Origin of the sequence: Wolinella succinogenes DSM 1740, from assembly GCF_000196135.1 — a bacterium.
In the GTDB taxonomy this organism is placed as follows: Bacteria; Campylobacterota; Campylobacteria; order Campylobacterales; family Helicobacteraceae; genus Wolinella; species Wolinella succinogenes.
In genome coordinates, this window is record NC_005090.1 from 284871 (window position 1) to 304867 (window position 19997).

Annotated in this window: 21 protein-coding genes and 1 tRNA gene; 16 read left to right on the plus strand and 6 right to left on the minus strand. The window is 48.0% G+C overall.

The window, feature by feature from the left end:
- Nucleotides 1–2: 2 nt before the first annotated feature.
- From WS_RS01405 to WS_RS01420, 4 genes are all read left to right on the plus strand, one after another.
- A complete protein-coding gene (locus WS_RS01405; RefSeq protein WP_011138239.1) occupies nucleotides 3–803 on the plus strand; it encodes a family 1 encapsulin nanocompartment shell protein in 801 nt (266 codons plus the stop codon).
- A gap of 98 nt (nucleotides 804–901) precedes the next feature.
- On the plus strand, nucleotides 902–1888 hold the full coding sequence (locus tag WS_RS01410) for a helix-turn-helix domain-containing protein (RefSeq protein WP_011138240.1): 987 nt from the start codon (nucleotides 902–904) through the stop codon (nucleotides 1886–1888).
- A 106-nt stretch (nucleotides 1889–1994) separates the two neighbouring features.
- Complete coding sequence (locus WS_RS01415) at nucleotides 1995–4061, plus strand: TonB-dependent siderophore receptor (RefSeq protein ID WP_041571682.1); 2067 nt, start codon at nucleotides 1995–1997, stop codon at nucleotides 4059–4061.
- 368 nt (nucleotides 4062–4429) lie between these two features.
- Nucleotides 4430–5230 (plus strand): substrate-binding domain-containing protein, encoded by an 801-nt coding sequence (locus tag WS_RS01420; protein WP_011138242.1) that lies wholly within the window; start codon nucleotides 4430–4432, stop codon nucleotides 5228–5230.
- Nucleotides 5231–5367: 137 nt separating this feature from the next.
- Here WS_RS01420 and WS_RS01425 read toward each other — a convergent pair.
- Both WS_RS01425 and WS_RS01430 read right to left on the minus strand, forming a co-directional pair.
- Nucleotides 5368–5443: transfer RNA gene (locus WS_RS01425), tRNA-Ala, on the minus strand.
- A 58-nt stretch (nucleotides 5444–5501) separates the two neighbouring features.
- On the minus strand, nucleotides 5502–6095 hold the full coding sequence (locus tag WS_RS01430) for a DedA family protein (RefSeq protein WP_011138243.1): 594 nt from the start codon (nucleotides 6093–6095) through the stop codon (nucleotides 5502–5504).
- A 68-nt stretch (nucleotides 6096–6163) separates the two neighbouring features.
- Here WS_RS01430 and WS_RS01435 point away from each other — a divergent pair, with 68 nt between their 5' ends.
- The 6 genes from WS_RS01435 to pyrF are packed head-to-tail and all read left to right on the plus strand — an operon-like array spanning nucleotide 6164 to nucleotide 9973.
- The gene (locus WS_RS01435) at nucleotides 6164–6931 is read left to right on the plus strand and encodes an OmpA/MotB family protein (RefSeq protein ID WP_011138244.1); all 768 of its coding nucleotides are present in this window, start codon (nucleotides 6164–6166) and stop codon (nucleotides 6929–6931) included.
- Nucleotides 6932–6945: 14 nt separating this feature from the next.
- Nucleotides 6946–7593 carry a carbonic anhydrase gene (locus WS_RS01440; RefSeq protein WP_011138245.1) on the plus strand — a complete coding sequence of 216 codons (648 nt, stop codon included), beginning with the start codon at nucleotides 6946–6948 and terminating at the stop codon, nucleotides 7591–7593.
- On the plus strand, nucleotides 7594–8385 hold the full coding sequence (gene kdsA, locus WS_RS01445) for a 3-deoxy-8-phosphooctulonate synthase (protein WP_011138246.1): 792 nt from the start codon (nucleotides 7594–7596) through the stop codon (nucleotides 8383–8385).
- 19 nt (nucleotides 8386–8404) lie between these two features.
- The gene (ribH, locus tag WS_RS01450) at nucleotides 8405–8875 is read left to right on the plus strand and encodes a 6,7-dimethyl-8-ribityllumazine synthase (protein ID WP_011138247.1); all 471 of its coding nucleotides are present in this window, start codon (nucleotides 8405–8407) and stop codon (nucleotides 8873–8875) included.
- Complete coding sequence (gene nusB, locus WS_RS01455; protein ID WP_011138248.1) at nucleotides 8876–9283, plus strand: transcription antitermination factor NusB; 408 nt, start codon at nucleotides 8876–8878, stop codon at nucleotides 9281–9283.
- Between the two features lie 3 nt (nucleotides 9284–9286).
- Nucleotides 9287–9973: an orotidine-5'-phosphate decarboxylase gene (pyrF, locus tag WS_RS01460; protein ID WP_011138249.1), complete on the plus strand. Its 687-nt coding sequence runs from the start codon at nucleotides 9287–9289 to the stop codon at nucleotides 9971–9973.
- Here pyrF and WS_RS01465 read toward each other — a convergent pair.
- Nucleotides 9970–10569, minus strand: a complete 600-nt coding sequence (locus WS_RS01465; RefSeq protein WP_011138250.1) for an MBL fold metallo-hydrolase — start codon at nucleotides 10567–10569, stop codon at nucleotides 9970–9972. The genes pyrF and WS_RS01465 overlap by 4 nt on opposite strands.
- Nucleotides 10570–10668: 99 nt before the next feature.
- Between WS_RS01465 and WS_RS01470 the strand changes: the two genes are divergently transcribed.
- The 6 genes from WS_RS01470 to WS_RS01495 are packed head-to-tail and all read left to right on the plus strand — an operon-like array spanning nucleotide 10669 to nucleotide 17075.
- Nucleotides 10669–11766: a deoxyguanosinetriphosphate triphosphohydrolase gene (locus WS_RS01470; protein WP_011138251.1), complete on the plus strand. Its 1098-nt coding sequence runs from the start codon at nucleotides 10669–10671 to the stop codon at nucleotides 11764–11766.
- A complete protein-coding gene (locus WS_RS01475; RefSeq protein WP_011138252.1) occupies nucleotides 11759–12904 on the plus strand; it encodes a BatD family protein in 1146 nt (381 codons plus the stop codon). The genes WS_RS01470 and WS_RS01475 overlap by 8 nt, the downstream gene beginning before the upstream one ends.
- On the plus strand, nucleotides 12901–13668 hold the full coding sequence (locus tag WS_RS01480; RefSeq protein ID WP_011138253.1) for an HlyD family efflux transporter periplasmic adaptor subunit: 768 nt from the start codon (nucleotides 12901–12903) through the stop codon (nucleotides 13666–13668). Before WS_RS01475 ends, WS_RS01480 begins: the two co-directional genes overlap by 4 nt.
- A gap of 1 nt (nucleotide 13669) precedes the next feature.
- Entirely contained in the window at nucleotides 13670–14854 is a 1185-nt protein-coding gene (locus WS_RS01485) for an aspartate aminotransferase family protein (protein WP_011138254.1), read from the plus strand.
- Nucleotides 14854–16065: a TolC family protein gene (locus WS_RS01490; RefSeq protein WP_011138255.1), complete on the plus strand. Its 1212-nt coding sequence runs from the start codon at nucleotides 14854–14856 to the stop codon at nucleotides 16063–16065. The genes WS_RS01485 and WS_RS01490 overlap by 1 nt, the downstream gene beginning before the upstream one ends.
- On the plus strand, nucleotides 16062–17075 hold the full coding sequence (locus WS_RS01495; RefSeq protein ID WP_011138256.1) for an SAM-dependent methyltransferase: 1014 nt from the start codon (nucleotides 16062–16064) through the stop codon (nucleotides 17073–17075). The genes WS_RS01490 and WS_RS01495 overlap by 4 nt, the downstream gene beginning before the upstream one ends.
- Here the strand turns inward: WS_RS01495 and WS_RS01500 are convergent.
- From WS_RS01500 to WS_RS01510, 3 genes are all read right to left on the minus strand, one after another.
- Nucleotides 17014–18378, minus strand: coding sequence for a sensor histidine kinase (locus tag WS_RS01500; protein WP_011138257.1), 1365 nt, complete (start codon nucleotides 18376–18378; stop codon nucleotides 17014–17016). The two genes, WS_RS01495 and WS_RS01500, sit on opposite strands and share 62 nt — an antisense overlap.
- Nucleotides 18357–19028: a homeostatic response regulator transcription factor HsrA gene (hsrA, locus tag WS_RS01505; RefSeq protein ID WP_011138258.1), complete on the minus strand. Its 672-nt coding sequence runs from the start codon at nucleotides 19026–19028 to the stop codon at nucleotides 18357–18359. The genes WS_RS01500 and hsrA overlap by 22 nt, the downstream gene beginning before the upstream one ends.
- A gap of 112 nt (nucleotides 19029–19140) precedes the next feature.
- On the minus strand, nucleotides 19141–19797 hold the full coding sequence (locus WS_RS01510; RefSeq protein ID WP_011138259.1) for a S24 family peptidase: 657 nt from the start codon (nucleotides 19795–19797) through the stop codon (nucleotides 19141–19143).
- Nucleotides 19798–19997: the final 200 nt, after the last annotated feature.

The following is a 19997-nucleotide window of genomic DNA, read 5'->3' on the forward strand; positions in this document are numbered from 1 at the left end:
TCATGGATATTCTACGAAGAGAAAACGCACAATTCCCCGCCTCCATCTGGAGCGCTATCGAAAAAGAGGCAGGTTTGGTTTTTGGCAAGCACCTCACGGGTCGTAAAGTGGTCGATTTCAAAGGGGGGTTGGGAATCGGCTTTAGCTCCTTGCCCACGGGTCGAGTGATCTCCTCCAAGGAGAAATTAGGCGAGGCGAGTGTGGGAGTGAGAATGAACACACCTGTGATTGAGCTAAAGATTCCTTTCTCCTTCCCTGAGAGCGAAGTGGAGGCGATTTTGCGAGAGGCAAACGCTTTTGACATCTCCAGCATTGAAAAGGCCGCCAAGAAGGTGTGTGTCGCTGAGAATGAACTGGTCTTTTACGGTCTTAAAAAAGAGGGCATCGAAGGTCTCATCCCCTCCATCCCCCATAAGCCCATCAAAGCCAAGGGCGATGAGATACTCCCCGCGGTGGCTGAGGGAATCAAGGAGCTTGTCAACTCCGAGATTGAAGGTCCCTATGCACTTCTTATTCAGCCGCAATATTTTGGCAAGCTCTTTGGGGTGGCGGGCAACTCTGGCTATCCTCTCACGCTCAAGCTCGCTGAGCTTCTTCAGGGCAACAATATTATCGTCGCTCCCGCACTCAAGAGCGGAGCGCTTCTTGTGAGCCTTCGAGGGGGAGATTATGAGCTCTACAGCGGGATGGATATTGGCGTGGGCTATAGCGAGAAAAAATCAACCAACCACGAGCTATTCTTCTTTGAGACGCTCACCTTCCGTATCAACACCCCCGAAGCGTCTATCGCGATCGAGTGGTAAACCGTCCTCTTCCTTGATTCTTCTCCTGAGGATTTTTGAGAATCCTTGGGGGGGGAATCGGACTCTTTTCTAACCTCTCTTAATGTAGAATCATTCTCATGAAACCACCCATCAAAATAGACTATCGCGCCTCTATCGACATCACCAAGAAGATCACTCACCCCTTCTCACGAGAGGTCTATATGGGCAAAATGAAAGAGGAGTTGGGTGAGGGATCGGGGATATGGTATGACATGGGGCATGGTATCGCTTTGGCGGTGAGGGAGTTTGTCCCGCGCCAAGAGATGGTGATTTTTGAGCAGAGCGATGTGGCGGGTGCGGTTTTTATCTTTAACCTAGGCTCGGATTTGCGCTTTGTTTTTAAGGATCAAAAGGAGCATCTCCTCAAAAAGAATCGATTCTTGGTGGGGCTAGCCTCGACTCAATTTTATGTAGAGACTCCATTCTCATCGGGGCAGGTTTGGTCTACGCTCACCACTGCGATGAAGCAAGAGCTTTTTTTGGAGCTCGCTACACCAATCAAAAATATCCAAGAGCATCTCAAAGAGGCCTCCAAGCATAGTTACTCCATTTTTCAGGATCGAAGCATTGACCCCAAGCAGCTTGAACTGTTGCGCTATCTCCAAAAGAGAGATTCTTATGAAGAGACCCTTGAGAGCATCCACCTCGAATCAAAAGCCACTGAGCTCATCCACTACACCATCGAGCGAATGGCAAGGGCGCTTGATGATTCTTCATTGAGTGCTTTGGAGGAGGGGTGGCTCTCCTCTTTGGAGCGAGCAAGAGAGATTATCCTCCAAGACTATCACAACCCTCATCTCTCCATCAAAGAGATCGCCTATCGCTCAGCGATCAATGAGTGCTACCTCAAGAGAGACTTCAAAAAGCACTACGGAATGACCATTTTAGAGATGATTCAAAAGCGTCGCTTGGAGGTTGCTAAGGAGTTGCTTCATGAGCGCCTCACGCTCAAAGAGGTTGCCCAAGAGGTCGGATATAGGCATGTGGGGCACTTCAGCAAACTCTTCTCCGAGCGCTTTGGAATCACCCCAAGTGACTATAAAAAAGAGCTCCGAAATTTCTAGAATTTTTCCCATTAGCGCACAAATCTTTTCCTTTTGGTGACTCTATTAATATTGATAATGGAAATCATAAATGATAACATCGCCAAAACTTTTATGGAGGATGTCTATGGAAAAAGGAAAATGGTTCTCTAAGCTCTCTCCCTCTCTCTGCGCGCTGCTTCTTGCTGGTGGGGTGTCAGCGCTCGCTCAAGAGGAGGCGGATAAGCTCAACAATGTTCTAATCTCAGAAGAGATTCCGACCAACTACGCGAGCAAAGAGAAGTCTGCAATTATGAGAAGCAATATCAAGCCTGATGAGAGCGCGAAGTCGGTTCAGATTTTCAACGAGACCTATATGCAGGATACTCAAGCGCAGACCATCAACGATGTGATCAAAATGTCCTCGAATACAACCTATTTGGGAGATAACAACGGCAGAGAGAGCCTCTTTGCGATCCGAGGCTTTTCAGGAGTCCCTATCTTGCGCGATGGATTGAGTCTCACCAATGCTGCGCCCTTTCCTGAGGTGTTTAACCTCGAATCTATAGAGGTGCTAAAAGGGCCCGATTCTTTGCAGTATGGCCAGTCAAGCCCCGGAGGGATTGTCAATCTCGTCGTCAAAAAACCCCTCTATGAGACCTATGCCCAGATTGAGCTAGAGACTACTTCTAACACCTCCTATAGTCCCAAAGTCGATCTAGGGGGTGCGCTCAATGATTCCAAAACTTTGCGATATAGACTCGTGGCACTCGCTCGACATGATGAAGGATTTCGAGATAGTCATGTCAATTCTGATAGGGTCTTTATTGCGCCAACTCTTGCCTATGACATTAGCGATGACCACACGTTCACGCTCGTGAGCGAATATCTGGACGAGCGAACCCCCTCCTCTTTTGAAAGCTATGTCAATAGCAAGGGAGAGCTAGTCGCTGATATCAAGACGATCATGTCGCATCCTGATGAGAAGTTTGACAAAACACAAAAAATCATCGGTTTTGATTTAGATAGCCGCTTTGGCACATGGAAGTCGAATCTCAAATATCGATATGTGGACTATCTAAGAGATAACTACAATGTCCACATCCCCTACGCCTATGTAGAAGCGACCAATCAAGTGAGGCGATTCTTTGCAACGCAGAAATATGACTTCACCGAGCACGCGCTGCAATACACGCTCAATAAAGAGCTGGAGATTTTCAATCTCAAAAACAAAATCACGATGGGCGCTGACTTTGGCCGTGCCTCTACGACTTTCACGGGATGGATGGATATGGGCACAATCTATGCGCTCAACCTCTCCAATCTCAAATATGAAGCCCTCACCGATCTCTCTGACCATCCAAGCGCGGTGACCTATGGAAACACAGGAGAGAAGATCACCACCACCAAGAAAGGAATCTTTGCGCAGGACAATCTCTATCTTTCAGAGAATCTCATCCTCAGCACAGGGGTGAGATACTCCACGGTCAAATCTGACACAAGCGATAAGAGTAGCGCTTGGACGCCTCAAATTGGGCTAGTCTATAAGCTCACGCCCGAAACCTCTCTCTACGCGAACTACTCCGAATCGTTCACGCCTCAAAGCGCCACGGATATCAACGGAAAGATTCTCGACCCTGAGGAGGGAGAGGGGGTGGAGCTTGGGATTAAGCAAAAGCTTTTTGGTGACAGGCTAGCGCTCACCGCTGCGGTTTTTAAAATCGAAAAGGTCAATGTCGCGATGCCCGATCCCATCAATCCCCTCAAATCAGTGGCTAGTGGCAAACAGGAGAGCAAAGGGTTTGAGTTTGATGTGAGTGGTGATATCACTTCAGATTGGTCTATGGCGGCCTCCTATGGCTACACTTCAACAGAAGACAAAGCAACCAATCAAGGCAAAGAGCTCTCAGGGATTCCTAAACACACGGCGAATCTCTTCACCACGCACTATCTTACGGCGTTTGGATTGCCGCATTTTTATGTCGGGGGTGGCGTGCGATATCTTGGCGAGCGATACGCCAATAGCACCAACACGATCAAGCTCGATTCAAGCCTCATCTATAGTGCGATGGTCGGATACAGAAAAGGAAACTGGAGGGGCGCTTTGAGTGTGCAGAATATCACCGATGAGGTCTATGTCGAGAGTGCGAGCAACTCAAGGGTGAGCGTGGGCACACCAAGAACAGTCGTGGCGACTCTGGGGTATCTCTTTTAATATCCCGCCAACAGAGCCACTCCTAAAAAACGCCCAATACGCCTCCTTAGCTTGTTTGTAAGAGCAGGACAGGGAGGCCCAACAAGACAAATCTGCACTCCTTAGCCAAATCAATCCAAAGAGGATGTGCTATTCTTATATTTAATATATTTTAATTTAAAATGAAAAATAAGATAGATAAAACCCTAGAAAATAGGCGATTTTTTGCTAAAAATTTTAAAAAATGCTCATAATAAAAGACCTATAGCAATATATTAAAAGTATAATTTGACTTACAAATGAAAGTGTATTAACATAAATTTGATAGCGTTAATTACTTTATTAATTTTAAGTATTTAATGCGATCTATTTATTTTAAGGATGGGTTTATGTCTAGATTCTTTTCTAAAATAACATCGGTTGTGTTATTAAGCCTGCTTCTTGTATTGGGTGTGCAAGCCGCCACGATTGAAGTGATCAGTTCGGGCGCATTCTATGCTACGATGGAGGAATTGAAGCCTCTTTTTGAGAAAAAAACAGGGCACGAAGTCCACCTTCAGTCTGGCTCCTCAATGGGTGCGTCTGAAACTTCTATACCCAATCGCTTAAAGCGTGGAGAAACATTTGATCTTATCATTTTAGCGAGTGGCCAGCTTGAAAAGATGATTGCCGATGGATATGCGACTAAGGGTAGCAGGGTTGATCTTGTCCACTCTTCAATTGGCATGATGGTTCGCAAGGGTGAACCAAAACCAGATATTAGCACGCAAGCAGCTTTTGATAAAGCTTTAAAAGATGCAAAATCAATTGGGTACTCTGCGAGTGCCAGCGGCACACATCTTGCTGAAAAAGTATTTCCAGGCTTTGGTGAGAGCGTCACTAGCAAAACAAAGCTGATTGTGGGGGATCGTGTTGCAACTTGGGTTGGGCGTGGTGATTTGGAAATAGGTTTTCAGCAAGTAAGCGAAATTACACCTTTTACAGGGGAAAAGGGTAGCGTTGATCTCGTGGGACCCATTCCTGCTCCCTATCAAAAAGTGACTATTTTTTCTGTCGGGGTTGCTAATGGTAGCAAGGAGCCACAAGCAGCTCGTGAGCTTGTAGAATTTCTCACTTCAAAGGAGAATTACTCTCGTTTGATGGAGCAAGGATTAGTTCCCGCTGCGATGGCTGTAGAAACAGCAAAATAAGCCCTGTTTTGATGCTGCATAAGCCCGATTCGATACTGGATTGGGCTTAAAAAGTTAGGTGTTTTATAGGTGTATGAAATTAATAAAAATAGGATGGAGCACGGCTAAATAACGCGGAAGAAAAAAGAGAAGATGAGTGGTGGAGTGTAGGGGGATCGAACCCCTGACCTCGACGCTGCCAGCGTCGCGCTCTCCCAGCTGAGCTAACACCCCAAAAACCGCCAAAGCGATTAAAGAGGCGTAATTCTACAAGAGAGAAGCTTAAAAATTCTTAGATTTTTCCTTGTTTTTTGAGGTAGATCCAGCCGATTCCTCCGAGCATGACTAAAAGAGCCGCCATGATAAGGTGGAGTGATTCTTGAATTAGGGCTTCATTTTGTCCAATAAAGTAGCCAAGAAGCGTGAGGATGATCACCCATATCCCCGCCCCAAGCCCTGTAAAAAAGAGAAAAATGGGCAGATTCATCCTCGCCAATCCCGCAGGAAGAGAGATGTATTGACGCACCACGGGGATGAGGCGACCGCTAAAGGTGGAGATATGACCATGCTTGTGGAAAAACTCCTCCATCTTTCTCATCTTGACCTCATCGAACATCACATAGCGACCATATTTGAGGAGGGTTTTGCGTCCTAGAGTGAGGGCAAGATAATAGTTGAGTAGCGCTCCAGCAAGGCTTCCAGCGATTCCCCAAAGAATCGCTAGCACGATATTCATCTCTCCTTGGTGGGCTAGATACCCCGCAGGAATCATCACCACCTCGCTAGGAAAAGGGAAAAAGCTGCTCTCTAGGAGCATCATGATGAAGATTCCCACATAGCCAAGCGATGAGACACCTTCCACGATAAAATCGATAATAGAGTGCAAAGAAAACCCTTTTTAAATGGAATTATAACAGAGCGTTCTGCTATAATTCAAACCAAAAAGAGGATGCGATGGCCAAGAAGTGTCCGCCTTGTGATTGCAAAAAAGGTCTCCCCCTTTGGCTTGGGACTTTTGGCGACCTCATGAGCTTGCTCCTCACTTTTTTTATCCTGCTCCTCTCCATGGCCACCTTCGAGAAGCAGAAGATTGAGCAGGCGATTGGCTCGATTCAAGGGGCGCTTGGAGTGCTGGAGAAGGGACAAATGACCGAGATCATGCCGCCTAAGAGGATTCAAGCCCTTCCCATCCAGCAAAATGTCGACACTCCCGAGGCAATCAACGCCTTTGCAAGTATGATCACTGAATATAGCGAAATGACAAAAATATCGGATGGCCCCGCGGTCAAGATGGAGGAGGCGGAAGATGGATTCATCCTTAGCATCCCTAGCGAGCTTCTTTTTGAGAGTGGGAGCGCGACCATCACCAATAAAGAGGGGATTTTATTTCTCAAACGCACGGCGCTAGAGATCAACAAACTCTCCAATGACATGCACATCAAAGTGATCGGACACACCGATAATGACCGCCTAAGACCCACCGCCACTTACAAGGATAACTGGGAGCTCTCTATCGCTAGGGGAGTGAATGTCGCCAAGATGCTTCTAGAGGAGCGTGTCAATCCCGCTCGAATCTCTGCAGGAGGCAATGGAGAGTTTGACCCAGTCGCCTCTAATGCGACGCCTGAGGGCAAGGCAAAGAATCGTCGTGTTGATCTCTACTTCTTTTCGGTTTCCAAAAACGAGGAGGAGATTAAGAAATCTCAAAAAAATTCAAACTAGGAGGCATACGACTGATGAAATCGCTCTTTGAAGGGGCCGTCAAGTTTAGGGAAGAGGATTTTAAAGAGCACAAAGAGTTGTTTGAACGCCTAGGCCAAAAGCAAGAGCCCCATACGCTATTTGTTGGATGTGCTGATTCTAGGGTCGTCCCTAATCTCATCACCAACACTCTCCCCGGAGAGCTTTTCGTCGTGCGAAATATCGCCAATGTCGTGCCCCCCTATCGAGAGGCGGAAGAGTTTTTGGCGACGACTTCAGCGGTGGAGTATGCGCTCAATGTCCTCAATGTGCGCAATGTGATCATCTGTGGACACTCCAATTGCGGGGGATGCTCAGCCCTCTATCTTGAGGAGAGCAGTTTCAAAAAGACGCCTCATGTGAAAAAATGGCTAGAGCTCCTAGAGCCCACAAGGAAGAAGGTGCTCTCTCTAGAGCCAGACACCATCGCCAAGCGTTCTTGGATGACCGAACAGATCAATATCGAAAAGCAGCTGGAGAATCTCTTCACCTACCCAGGGGTTAAGGAGCGATTTCTCAAAGGCGAGCTTGGGGTCTTTGGCTGGTATTACATCATCGAGACGGGAGAAGTATTTAGCTATGATTTCGACAAACATCAGTTTGTGCTGGTGGAAGAATCGCCAAAAATAGAACAGGAGAGATAGATGATTCTAATTGCAGGCCCTTGTGTCATTGAGAGCCAAGAGATGTTGCGCAAGATCGCCTCAGAGCTTCAGCCTTTGAGTGAAGACGCACGTATCGACTTTTATTTCAAGGCGAGCTTTGATAAGGCCAACCGCACGAGCCTAGAGAGCTATCGCGGACCGGGATTAGAGAAGGGCTTGGAGATGCTAGGGAGAATCAAAGAGGAGTTTGGCTACAAGCTTCTTACGGATATTCACGAGACTCAGCAGGTTGCAAAGGCGGCGCAAGTGGTCGATATTTTGCAGATTCCCGCCTTTTTATGCCGCCAAACTGATCTGATTGTCGAGGCGGCCAAGAGCCAGAGCATCGTCAATATCAAGAAGGGGCAATTCATGAATCCCGCCGATATGAGCCACTCCGTACTCAAGGCCATCAAGACCAGAGGAGGGAGTGAGGCGAGCTATGAAGAGGCAAAGCGTCTGGGGATTTGGCTCACTGAGCGGGGCAGTAGCTTTGGCTATGGGAATCTCGTCGTGGATATGCGCTCGCTCATGATCATGCGCCAGTTTGCTCCTGTGATCTTTGATGCCACACACGCAGTGCAGATGCCAGGAGCCGCAGGGGGCAAAAGCGGGGGCGATTCTCGTTTTGTGGCGCCACTCTCTCGTGCTGCGGCTGCGGTGGGGGTCGATGGATTCTTCACAGAGACTCATGTCTCACCCAAAGAGGCGCTCAGTGATGGGCCCAATATGATCACCCCTCAAGCGCTCAAAGTTCTCGTCCATCAACTGCTCGCGCTGAGCGAAATTTAAACCACGCCAAGGAGTTTTTATGAATGTCATTGAAGGAAAATTAAACCTCACAGGAAATGAGCGAGTCGCCGTGATCGCTAGCCGTTTTAACCATCTCATCACCGATCGCTTGGTCGAGGGAGCACGAGACTCTTTTGTGCGCCATGGCGGCAAAGATGAGCATCTAGATTTGATCTTGGTTCCAGGAGCGTTTGAGCTTCCTTTTGCCCTAGAGAAGGTGCTAGCACAGGGGGATTATGATGGTGTGTGCTGCCTTGGAGCGATTATTCGTGGATCCACTCCTCATTTTGACTATGTGAGCGCGGAGGCGACCAAGGGGATTGCCAATGTCACACTCAAATATGGTGCAGCGGTCACCTTTGGTGTACTCACAACTGATAATATTGAGCAAGCGATCGAGCGAGCAGGAACAAAAGTCGGAAATAAAGGCTTTGAAGCGATGACAGGTTTGATTGAGATGATGAATCTTTATAAGAATATTGGAGCCTAGATGGCGACTCGCGCACAGGCCAGAGAGGCCGTTGTTTCACTGCTTTATGCTTATGACATGGGTAACACCGAGATTCGGAAGTTTGCCATAGAGCTTTTAGAGGAGAAGAGAATCAAGAATCGTCAGCAGGAGTTTGCTCTAGAGCTCTTTGATGGCACGATTGCCCATCTTGGCGAGATTGACGAAGAGATCAAAAAGCATCTCAAGGAGTGGGATTTTTCTCGAATTGGAGATATGGAGCGGGCGATTCTTCGTCTTGGAACCTTTGAGATCGTCTATTCGGGCGTGGATAGGGCGGTCATTATCAATGAAGCGGTGGAGCTCTCTAAAACCTTTGGCAATGACAACTCACCTCGATTCGTCAATGGTGTGCTTGACGCCCTGCGCCCCGACCTAAAAAAAGGATAAACCATGCAGCTCTGCATCGCGCTTGACCTTCCTAGCCAAGAGGAGAATCTAAAGCTCTTGGAATCTCTTGTGGGGCTTCCTGTGTGGATCAAGGTGGGTTTGAGGAGTTATATTCGCGATGGAAAGGAGTTTTTAGGGAGAATCAGGCAGATTGATCCTCGCTTTGAACTCTTTCTTGACTTGAAGCTCCATGATATTCCTAACACCATGGGGGATGCAGCTGAAGAAATCGCCTCTTTGGGGGTGGGCATGTTCACACTCCATGCTAGCAGCGGAGGCGAGGCGATGAGAGAGGTGGCGGCTCGTTTGGCGCGATTCCCTAGGCGTCCCTTGGCTTTTGCGGTGACGGCGCTCACGAGTTTTGGCGAGGAAGGGTTTAGGGAGATTTATAACGCCTCTTTGGAGAGCAAAGCGTTGGATATGGCGATGTTGGCGGCTCAAAATGGAATGGATGGTGTGGTCTGTTCAGTTTTTGAAAGTCAGAGAATCAAATCCTATGTCGCCCAGGATTTTCTAACCCTCACTCCGGGAATCCGCCCCTTTGGAGAGCCAAGTGGCGATCAGAAGCGTGTGGCGGATCTCCATGAGGCTAAAAGCGCCTCCAGCGATTTTATTGTCGTGGGACGACCCGTCTACAAGCATCCTCGCCCTAGAGAGGCGGTAGAGAAGATTCTAGAGGGAATCGCCTAGAGGCGCGAGAACCAAAAGGGGAGATTTTTCTGCTCTTTAGCAATCGTGCTACTCTCTCCATGCCCCGGGAAGAGAGGTTTGTCATAGGTGAGTGCACCAAAGCGCTCTAAACTCTCTCTCATGAGCTCGCTAGAGGAGTAGGGGAAGTCGCTGCGACCGATACTGCTTTTGAAGATGAAATCCCCGCTGAACATCCACTCTCCAATCTCAATCGTGCTGCATCCGGGCGTATGTCCGGGAAAGTGGCGATAGAGCACCTTGATTCCTCCAAATTCCAACTCCACGCACTCGCCCTCCACCAAAAGATCAGGAATCGAAGGGGTTAGTCCTGTGCCAAAGCAGTCAGAGGCGAGCATGAAGGCGTCCTCTTTGGGAATCACCAAGGGAGTGTTGGGAAGCTGCTCTTTGAGGGCGTGGTTGCTCCAGACATGGTCGAAGTGGCCATGAGTGTTGAGAATCGCCAAGGGATTGGAGCAGTTCTCTAGCACCCACTCTAGGGCTCCTTTGCCTGGATCAATGATGATTTCGCCTTCGGGAGCTTGGATGAGATAGCAATGGGTGGCGTATTCGCCAAAGGGATGAGAGAGGAGTTTCATGATGCTAAAAGCCTTATTAAGGGTGGTTTTGTCTTCCCAATCATAGGCAACTTTGGATAAAATCATGCTAACAAGCTAGACTCAACCCAAAGGGAATGGATGCGGCCGCACGAGAGATTTCATGATTTTTTGGATGATTTTAGGAATCCCTACTCTAGGGATCGAGACCGAATCATCCACTGCTCCTCTTTTCGGAGGCTAGAATATAAGACGCAAGTCTTTTTGAACAGCTCAGGCGACTACTTCCGCACGCGCCTCACTCACTCTATTGAGGTGAGCCAAATCGCTCGGAGTATCGCCTCTCATCTAGGGCTCAATGAGACGCTCGCTGAGGCGATCGCGCTCTCCCACGATTTGGGGCACACCCCTTTTGGGCACGCAGGAGGTGATGAGCTGGATCGACTCCTCAAAAAACATGGCTTTGAGGCGGGCTTTGATCACAATTTCCAATCCTTTCGCGTGGTGAGCAAGCTAGAGAAGCGCTACCCAAACTTTGAGGGGCTCAATCTCACTTTTGCCACCCTGGAGGGAATCCTCAAGCACTCCTACCCCTACCAAAAATCTTTTTTGGATGCGGCGATGAATGAGATTTTTGCGCTGGATTATCACCCCAGTCTAGAGGCGATTGTGGTGGATCATGCCGATGAGATTGCCTATGTGAGCCATGATATTGATGATGGAATCAAGTATGGGCTTATCAGGCTTGAAGATTTGGAGGAGAGCGAGCTTGTGGGCGAGATGATTGATAAGGCGGAGCAAGAGGGGGTGAAGAGGAGTGAGAAGGTGTTTCGCTATCGCTTTGTCTCCAACCTCATCAATCATCTCGTCTATGGCTTTTTAGAGGGAAGCCAAGAGGCGAGGCTCCACCAAGGAGAGGTGAGGAGCGCGATGATTCCAAGTGGCGAGAGACTACCGCTAGGATTCTCGCCTGAAATGGGGCGAAAACTCAAAAAACTCAAAAAACTCCTCTTCACCAAGCTCTATCGCCATGAGCAGGTGAATCGGAAGATGTTCTTTGGCAGGGGATGCATTAGGGCTCTTTTTGAGGATTTTATGAATGAAAAAAATCTTCTCCCCAAGGAGCTTCAAGAGCGAATCAATCAAGGGGGCAAAGCGCATCGCGTGGTGGCGGATTATATTGCTAGCATGAGCGACCGTTACGCTATGAATCTCTATAAAGAGCTGCATATTGGCTAAAATCTTCTTCTGGATAGGAATCTGGCTAAGCCTTGCAAGCGCTCAAGGCGATTCTTATATGACACATGAGGTGAGCCTCGCCACACCCTATCTTCATGAGGGGATTGATTACACCGCTCGTTTTTACACCAAAGAGCAGGGAAGCTTGGAGGCGTTGGAGTTTAAAAAGCCTCTTTTTGAAGGCTTCAGGGTGGAGGAGCGAGGGATAAAGGAGGGAATCAAGGAGGGAAGCTACACGCGCTACGAGCTCCTCTATCGTCTCTACCCTCTTCAAATCGGGGAGCTGGAGATTCCCTCTCCTGTGGTGGCAGTGTTGAAACGCTCCTTGGAGAGCAATGCCTTTTTGCTCACCCAGACGCAATCCCAAAGGATAGAGTATCAAGCCAAACCTCTAAGAATCAGCGTCAAGCCTCTGCCTCCAGAGGCTCAAGGAATTACATTGGTGGGGGAGAGCACGATCGAGGTGAGAAGCGAGCGTGAGGCGTTTGCACCCTCTACTCCGGTGGGACTTTGGGTGAAGATTCGCTCTCAAGGATTCCTAGAGGCTCTGCCCGAGCCGCTCTTCTCTCTCCCCCATGCGACGCTTTACACCAAAGAGAGCTCTTATGCGCTTGGGGTGGATGAAGAGGGAAATGCGGTGCGAGAGTTTCACGCTCATTTGGAGGTCGTGGCCAAAGAGGCGGTGGTGATTCCCCCTCTGGTGATCCACTTCTTTGACCCCAAGGAGGCGCGATTGAGGGAGGCGAGAAGTGAGACCATCGAGCTTCAGCTTCAGCCCAAAGAGGGTGTCTCTCAAGAGGAGCCAAGAGCTAGTGCCTCTAAGCCTCTTGAGCGAGCCTCTTTGGCGTGGGGAGAGGGGATGCTCTTTTTTGGGATGGGGATGGTTTGGGGAGGATTCTTGCTCTTTTTTCTTCTTCGTTCAGTGCGTCACACCTCTTCCTCAAAGCGTTCTCCCTCCTCTTTGCGAGAATTTAGAGATGCAAAGGAGCTTTTGGGAATGATGTTGTCTTCTAAAGAGAAATCCACTCGTCTCAAAGAGGCGATAGAATGGCTAGAAGAGAGGCTCTATGGTCCTTTGAAGCGACCCTTGAGCCAGCAAGAGATTCGAAGCTATCTTAAAGAGAAAGGAATTTTATGAAAACCTCCTTGTTGGCTTGGCTGATTCTACCCCTTGCATTGATGGCACAAGGGCGCTCTTTTTACGCCAAGGTCGAGCCTTATGAGACTTATGAGATCAAAGCAGCCACTTCAGGGCTTGTTGTGAGTGTGCAAAAGAGTCTAGAAGGGAAGCTTGTTTCTCAAAGAGAAACGGTGATAAAATTAGATGATGCTTTGGAAAAAAGCCTATTGGCACTGGATAAAAAGAGTCTTCAGACGACCAGAGAGAGGGCGGAGGCGCTTCTAGCGGCCGCCAAGATCAAAGAAGAGAATTTCAAAGATATTCAATCGCTCAAAACCAAATCAAAATTTCAGAAAGACACCGAAGAGGTGAATGCCATCAGTGCGAAGATTAGCTATCTTCAGGCGCTAGAGCAGATATACTCTTTAGAGAGCCAGATCGCTCAAAGGGTGGATGTGATCCAAAAAAAGAGCCTAGAGGCGCACAATCGCTATGTCTATAAGATTCGCGTGAGTGAGGGTGACTATGTCAATGCAGGAACAGCCCTCATGGATCTCATGGATATTTCGCAGGCGAAGGTGGTCTTTTTTGTCTCAGAGGAGGAGGCCAAAAGCCTTCCTTCTAAGGTGCTCTATGTGGACGGAAAAAAGGGCGAGGCAAAGATTGAGAAGCTCTATCGGGTTGCTGATAGCGAACATGTCTCTGAGTATAGAGTCGAGGCGGTTTTGCCCTCGGCGAAATTTTTTTCCAAACTCGTGAAAATTGAACTAAAGGATGAATGAGATGATGGGCGAAGCCTTGGATAAGGAGTATGTTCTCCACTCTTATGGACGCAATTATGTCCAATTCACCCAAGGGAAAAATGCAACCCTTTGGGACAGCGAAGGAAAAGATTATATTGACTTTGCCTCGGGGATAGCGGTGTGCAGTGTGGGGCATGGGAATGAGCGACTCGCAGGGGCGATTTGTGACCAAGCCAAAAAGCTCATTCACACCTCCAACCTCTACTATATTGAGCCACAGGCGCGACTGGCTGAGAAGCTGGTGAAGTTGAGCGGCTATGATATGCGTGTCTTTTTTGCTAACTCTGGAGCCGAGGCGAACGAAGGAGCGATCAAGATCGCGCGGAAGTTTGGCGAGAGCCACGAGGGCGAGGTGAAGCGCTATAAAATCATCACACTAGAGAGCTCTTTCCATGGACGCACCATCACAGCACTCAAAGCCACAGGCCAAGAGAAGATGCATCACTATTTTGGCCCCTATCCTGATGGATTTGTCTATGCTAAGAATCTTGACCATGTCTTTAAGCTTGTGGATGAGAAGACCTGCGCAGTGCTTTTGGAGTTGGTGCAGGGCGAGGGGGGAATCGAGCCTCAGGATAGAGAGGGAATCAAAAAGCTAGAGCGATTCCTTAAAGAGCGAGGCGTGCTTCTTATGGTGGATGAGGTGCAGACAGGAATCTATCGAAGCGGCGAGCTCTTTGCTTCTCAGGCGTATGGAATTGTGCCTGATGTGATCACGGTGGCCAAGGGATTAGCAGGCGGTGTGCCCATTGGAGCGGTGATGACCACGCTTAAAGATATTTTTGCTCCAGGGGATCATGGGAGCACCTTTGGGGGGAACTTCCTCTCTACGCGCGCAGGACTTGAGGTGCTCTCTATTCTTGAATCGCTTTATCAAGAGGGGACGCTCCAAAAGAGTATAGATCGCTTTAGCGCTGAGCTTCGAGCCCTTTGTGTAGAGTTTCCCTCTCTCTTTGAGTGCGAGGTGGGACTCGGACTCATGCGAGGAATTCGCGCCAAAAGTGCTGAAATTCAAAAGAGCGTGATTGATGAAGCGTTTAAAAAAAGGGTGTTGGTGCTTCGATCGGGGCGCAATACAGTTCGATTCTTGCCCCCTTTGACGCTAAGTGAAAGAGAGATGCAAGAGGGATTTTCTCGATTGCGCGAAGCCTTAAAGGGAATCTGATGAAAAGAGGGGCGAGGGAGCTCTGCTGGGCACTTCTTTTAAGCGGTGGATTGCACGCCGCCTCTTTGGAGGCAGAGCGCTACTTAAGCCCGCTAAAACTAGAGAGTCTAGAGCTTTTAAAGGAACAGAATGAAGAGGATAGCCAGAAGCTCCTTTGGCAATGGGTGAATCCTCTCAATCTCACCTACAGTGAAAGCCGAAACTACGACTACTCGCCCTCCACTCGCACCAAAAGCTATGCTATTGGAGTGAATCAGCCTATTTTTAAAAGCGGAGCGATCTATCACAGTATTCGCTATGCCAAGAGCTCAAAGAGATATGGAGAGGCAGAGATTAGCCTTAAGGAAAGAGAGCTCATTGTTAAGGCCCTCAATGCGCTTTTCACACTTCAAAAACTAGATCGCGAGATTCAAAAGCAGAAGCTTCTTGTTGAAAACGCCGCGATTGATGTGGAGCGCAAAAAAGAGCAGTTTCAGGCAGGATTTGTAGATAGTGGGACGCTTGATAATGCAATTTTGGATAAGAATCAAGCCGAAATCAGGGCATTGGAGCTAGAAGATAGTCGCCTTGAGGCGTTAAAAAATCTATCGGATGTAAGTGAAATTAGAGATTATCGCACCATCGAACTTCCCCGTTTTTACTGGATCGACAAAGAATCATACCTCGCCCAAAACCTTGAGCTTGAGCGTCTGAGATGGGATGAAGAGCGTCAAGGAGCGAAATACAAAGAGACAGTCGCCTCTTTTTTGCCTCAAATCTCGCTTCAAGCGGACTACTATCATCAGCACAATCAAAATACCCGACTTCTATCGGATGGCTGGAATGATTATAAAACCGCAGGGGTGGTGCTCTCGATTCCCTTTTTTGATTTGACGATGAGTCATCAGGTGCAAAGCGCCAAGATTAACCATCTCAAAGCCTCACTAGAGCGCGCAGATGCAAAGAGGAGTGAGGAGAATCTTTATGAGCGCCAAAAGGCCAAACTGAACATTCTGGGAGAGCGAAAGAGAAACGCTAGCGAGGATTTAAAGCTCTATAATTCTCTTCTTCAAGACAGTATTGATCGCAGTGCGGTGGGTGATCTCACGGAGTATGATGTGAAGACGATGCAAAACTCAAAACGCTCCAGAGAGATGGATATTCAAATCTATGAGCTTGAGGAGCAGATACTCTTTTTGGACCTTTACGCCAAGATTCCGGAGGCCTCTTGAGGCCTTTTGGCGAGGTGATGCAAGAGTGGCTCTATGGGGAGAGCGGGTATTATCGCCACGCCAAAGTAGGTAGGGCGGGAGACTTTTATACCTCTGTCTCGATAGGGCGATACTTTGGAAGCACCATCGGGAATGGATTGGCTCGATTCTTAGAAGAGGGCGAGGCGAGCTTTGTGGAGATTGGCGCCTCCAGGGGGGAGCTAATCAGCGATGCGGCGCTTTTTTTGCGGCGCTTTTTTCCCGAAAAGATTCCTCTTTGTCGCTGGGTGATCATAGAGCCTTTGGAGGAGTTGCGTGCCCTGCAACGCCAGCATTGGGAGGAGAGGATCGGCGGGGCATTGCCCTTGGAGATTTTTCCCTCCTTGGAGGCGTTTAGGTGCTCTAGGGCTTTTTTTGTGGCCAATGAGCTTTTGGATGCTTTTCCGTGCGAGCTCTTTTGGGAGGGGAAGCAAGGATTTGTGAATCCTAGCGGCGAGGTGGTTTTTTTGGAGGCAGAGGAGTGGCTCAAAGAGCGCGCTCTGAAGGCTGGAGTGAGCAAAGGAGAGCTGGCTTTAGGGGTGGAAGAGCTAGTCTCTTCACTCTTTAAGTCTGCCTCTTCGTGGAGTTTTTTGACCTTTGATTATGGGCAGGATTTCCCTAGAAATGACTTCTCGATTCGACTCTATCAGAATCACCAGCCCTTTAACTTCGCCGACTTTAAGGGGGATATTCGACCCTTTTTTGCCCAGAGCGATATCACAAGCGATGTTAATTTTGAAGAGGTTTCGCGATATTTTAAAGAGCAAGGGGCTCAAAGAATCTACTTCAATCGTCAAAATCGAGCGCTTCTAGAGATGGGCTTGGTGGAGGTGGTGGAGAAGTGGAATAGTGAACTAAGCGGCGAAGCCTACGCCAAGGAGATGCTTAGTGTGCGGCCATTGCTTGATCCAAGTCTGCTTGGGGAGCGCTTCAAGTGTGCATGTTTTGCCACAGATGAGAGGCTTTGCTCGAAGCTTTTTTGGGGGCTTTAACCACCTCCAGCTCTCTAAGATCGAGCTCCAAAGTGGCAACCGTCCCTTGAGAATCGATACGGTTTTCAAGCTTGATGGTTCCATTGAGTGCGTCTGCGGCACTCTTGGCGAGGAAAAGTCCAAGGCCTGCGCCACTTTTGTTGCCTGAGCGTTTGAAAGGCGCAAAGATATCGATGCTTCCATCTAGCCCACACCCCTCATCAATCACCTCGATTCTGAGCTTGGTTTTGTAAAAAATTGCGCTTCTAAAAAGGACACTTTTCCCCTCAGGAGTAAATTTGAGCGCATTTTGGAGGAAGTTTTGGATGATCTGCGTCAAAAGCGTGGGCTGGAGATGCACCATCAGCGACTCAGGTTTGAGGTCAAGAATCAAAAATTTCTTCTCTTCTCGCGCCAAAAGCAAAAAATTTTCACCAATATTTCGCAAGAAAGCCATGATATCGAGGTCTTCACTCTTCTCAAATTGAGCCCCCTCTTGACGACCGATGTCAAGCACGCTTTTGATCATGCTGTTCATCTCGTTGATGCTTTGGATGTTGCTTTTGAGAGTTTCAACATATTTTTCAGTTTCACGCGGCTTGATGAGCACCACTTCGCACTTGGTCTTCATCACCGCTAAGGGGGTTTTGAGCTCGTGCGCCACTCCGATAAAGAGCTCCTTTTGGTAGAGCATATAGCGCTGAAGGCGAGCGATGAGGCTATTGAGCGACTGCCCAAGAGGAGTGAACTCCTCAGGAATCTTCTCCATCTCTAGGGGTTTTAGCATATTTTCGTTCATTTTTGCAAGCGTGTTGGAGAGCTCTAGGATGGGCTTGGAGAGGATTTTAGAGAGGGTGAAGGCGTAGATTTGAATGAGAATAAGCCCCCCAAAATTGATGATCATGATGCTATTGAGAATCATGCTAAGAAGCTTGTGAATCCCGCTCACATCCTTGGTGATGGAGACATAACTGTTTTCATGTTTGTCATAGGGATATTGAATTTGAAAATAGCTTTTTTCGCTATCTTTGAACTCTCTAAAAACCACACCGCTCTCGCGTTTGGGGGCTGAAGTGATAAGAATCGTGATCTCTCCCGCTCTCAAGGAGGCGATGCTGTAGGCGTTAATTTGAGTTCCGATGGGATATTTAGTGCCTGAGCTCGTCACATAAGTCGCCTCAGTGATGAGCTCCTCTTTGAGCTCGCCATAGAGCGAGCTCTTGATGTAGGCATAAAGAATAAAAGAGAATACCGCAATAAGCGCGACGGAAGAGAAGGCGAGCTGTTTAGCGTATTCGCCCTTTATACTCCTTTGGGATAGCAAAATCGATAGCCTCGTCTGCGAACGGTTTCAATCGTGGAGATATTGAGGGGTTTATCCATTTTTTGGCGGATTTGGTTGATGGCCACTTCAATGACGTTGGGGGTGACGAGCTCTGGCTCTTCCCAAATTGCGTCAAGGAGTTGCTCTTTGGAAACGATCTGATCGCGATGACGCGCTAGGTGGGTGAGCACTTCAAAAGGCTTGCCCTTAAGCTCAATCTCTTGGCCTTTATAGGTGATCTTCTCTTCGTCAGGGTTGATGATGAGGTCTTCGATTTCGATGAGATTGGTGCCACCGAATCGTAATCTAGCTTCGATTCTTGCAACCAATACATCAAAGTCAAAAGGCTTGGCGATAAAGTCGTCCGCGCCTCCACGCAATGCTTCAATTTCGCTCTCTTTGTCATCGCGCGCTGAGAGAATCACTACGGCCGTGCGAGGAGACTTGCTCTTGACTTGACTAATAATATCTAGCCCGCTACCATCAGGAAGCATCCAGTCAGTCAAGACCAGATCGTAGTTTCGAATGCTGATATAGTATTCGCCATCTTTGAGATTCTCGGCGACATCGGTTTGGTAGTTAAATTCGTTGAGGCCTTCGGCAAGGGTTTTATTGAGGGTGATTTCATCTTCAATGATGAGGATTCGCATACGCTTCCTTTGTGGGGTGTTTTAAGGAGAATTATAGCATATTCTTAGAAATTTTTAAAGAAAGTTTTATCGAAAATTAAAACATTTCTCCTCTTGCTTTTGACACCAAAAATCACTCAAGATTTTTGAGTGCCCCTACGACTCTGCCAATGACCTCGATTCCATCTCGCTCTAAGGTTTGCGTGGGGTAGAGGGAGTTGTCTGAGAGGATATCAACCCCGCCATCAAGACGCTCTTGAAGACGCTTCACAAAGATTCCATGAGGGGTTTGAATGACAAAGATTCCCCCTTTGGAGATTTGTCTTTTTTGGCGATGAATAAAAATGAGATCGCCATCCTCTAGTGTGGGCTCCATGGAATCGCCCGTGACAGCGATCGCCTCGATCTGCTTAATCTCTTTTTCGCCCCCTAAGCGCTCCACCCAAAAAGCATCCAGTTTGATTCTTTCACAAGCTTCGGTGTCATTGAAGGCTCCGCCCCCTGCGGAGGCATGGACTTGTGAAAAATAGCGAATGTAGCAATATTGATTGGTGGTATCAATGAGGCTTTCGGGGGCTTGATTGTAAAAGAGCCAGTTGGCAGAGATTTTTCGCTTAGCACAAAAGGCGAGAATCTCTTCATAGGGAATCTTTTGACGACTCTTCATGCAGGCAAAGCTTTGGGGGTGGATATGAAGTGCTAGGGCTACATCGCGATCCAAGACTTTCTGCCCCTCCTTCTCTTCTGAGAGAATATCTTTGAGCTTTTCAATGATCTCATTTAAATCCATGATTCTTCTCCTCTTGGGGCGAGCAATCTTTCAAATTGTAGTTTTTTATCCTATTACTTGGGGAATAAAATTACAATTTGCAATGTATTCTAGCAAAAAATTGGCAAATCGATAGAATTTTTGAAAAACCTAGGAGGAGCCAATGAAAAAGGTAGAGAAGATTTGGAATTCTTTGGAGAGACGCTTGGCGGAGATGGGGA

Bases quoted from the DNA above. Each gene is read 5' to 3' on its own strand.
- WS_RS01405 (WP_011138239.1), top strand. From the start codon at position 3: ATGGATATTCTACGAAGAGAAAACGCACAATTCCCCGCCTCCATCTGG.
- ribH (WP_011138247.1), top strand. From the start codon at position 8,405: ATGAATGTCATTGAAGGAAAATTAAACCTCACAGGAAATGAGCGAGTC.
- WS_RS01465 (WP_011138250.1), bottom strand. From the start codon at position 10,569: ATGAAACTCCTCTCTCATCCCTTTGGCGAATACGCCACCCATTGCTAT.
- WS_RS01410 (WP_011138240.1), top strand. From the start codon at position 902: ATGAAACCACCCATCAAAATAGACTATCGCGCCTCTATCGACATCACC.
- WS_RS01435 (WP_011138244.1), top strand. From the start codon at position 6,164: ATGGCCAAGAAGTGTCCGCCTTGTGATTGCAAAAAAGGTCTCCCCCTT.
- WS_RS01420 (WP_011138242.1), top strand. From the start codon at position 4,430: ATGTCTAGATTCTTTTCTAAAATAACATCGGTTGTGTTATTAAGCCTG.
- nusB (WP_011138248.1), top strand. From the start codon at position 8,876: ATGGCGACTCGCGCACAGGCCAGAGAGGCCGTTGTTTCACTGCTTTAT.
- WS_RS01490 (WP_011138255.1), top strand. From the start codon at position 14,854: ATGAAAAGAGGGGCGAGGGAGCTCTGCTGGGCACTTCTTTTAAGCGGT.
- pyrF (WP_011138249.1), top strand. From the start codon at position 9,287: ATGCAGCTCTGCATCGCGCTTGACCTTCCTAGCCAAGAGGAGAATCTA.
- hsrA (WP_011138258.1), bottom strand. From the start codon at position 19,028: ATGCGAATCCTCATCATTGAAGATGAAATCACCCTCAATAAAACCCTT.
- WS_RS01510 (WP_011138259.1), bottom strand. From the start codon at position 19,797: ATGGATTTAAATGAGATCATTGAAAAGCTCAAAGATATTCTCTCAGAA.
- WS_RS01415 (WP_041571682.1), top strand. From the start codon at position 1,995: ATGGAAAAAGGAAAATGGTTCTCTAAGCTCTCTCCCTCTCTCTGCGCG.
- WS_RS01480 (WP_011138253.1), top strand. From the start codon at position 12,901: ATGAAAACCTCCTTGTTGGCTTGGCTGATTCTACCCCTTGCATTGATG.
- WS_RS01470 (WP_011138251.1), top strand. From the start codon at position 10,669: ATGCGGCCGCACGAGAGATTTCATGATTTTTTGGATGATTTTAGGAAT.
- WS_RS01440 (WP_011138245.1), top strand. From the start codon at position 6,946: ATGAAATCGCTCTTTGAAGGGGCCGTCAAGTTTAGGGAAGAGGATTTT.
- kdsA (WP_011138246.1), top strand. From the start codon at position 7,594: ATGATTCTAATTGCAGGCCCTTGTGTCATTGAGAGCCAAGAGATGTTG.
- WS_RS01485 (WP_011138254.1), top strand. From the start codon at position 13,670: ATGATGGGCGAAGCCTTGGATAAGGAGTATGTTCTCCACTCTTATGGA.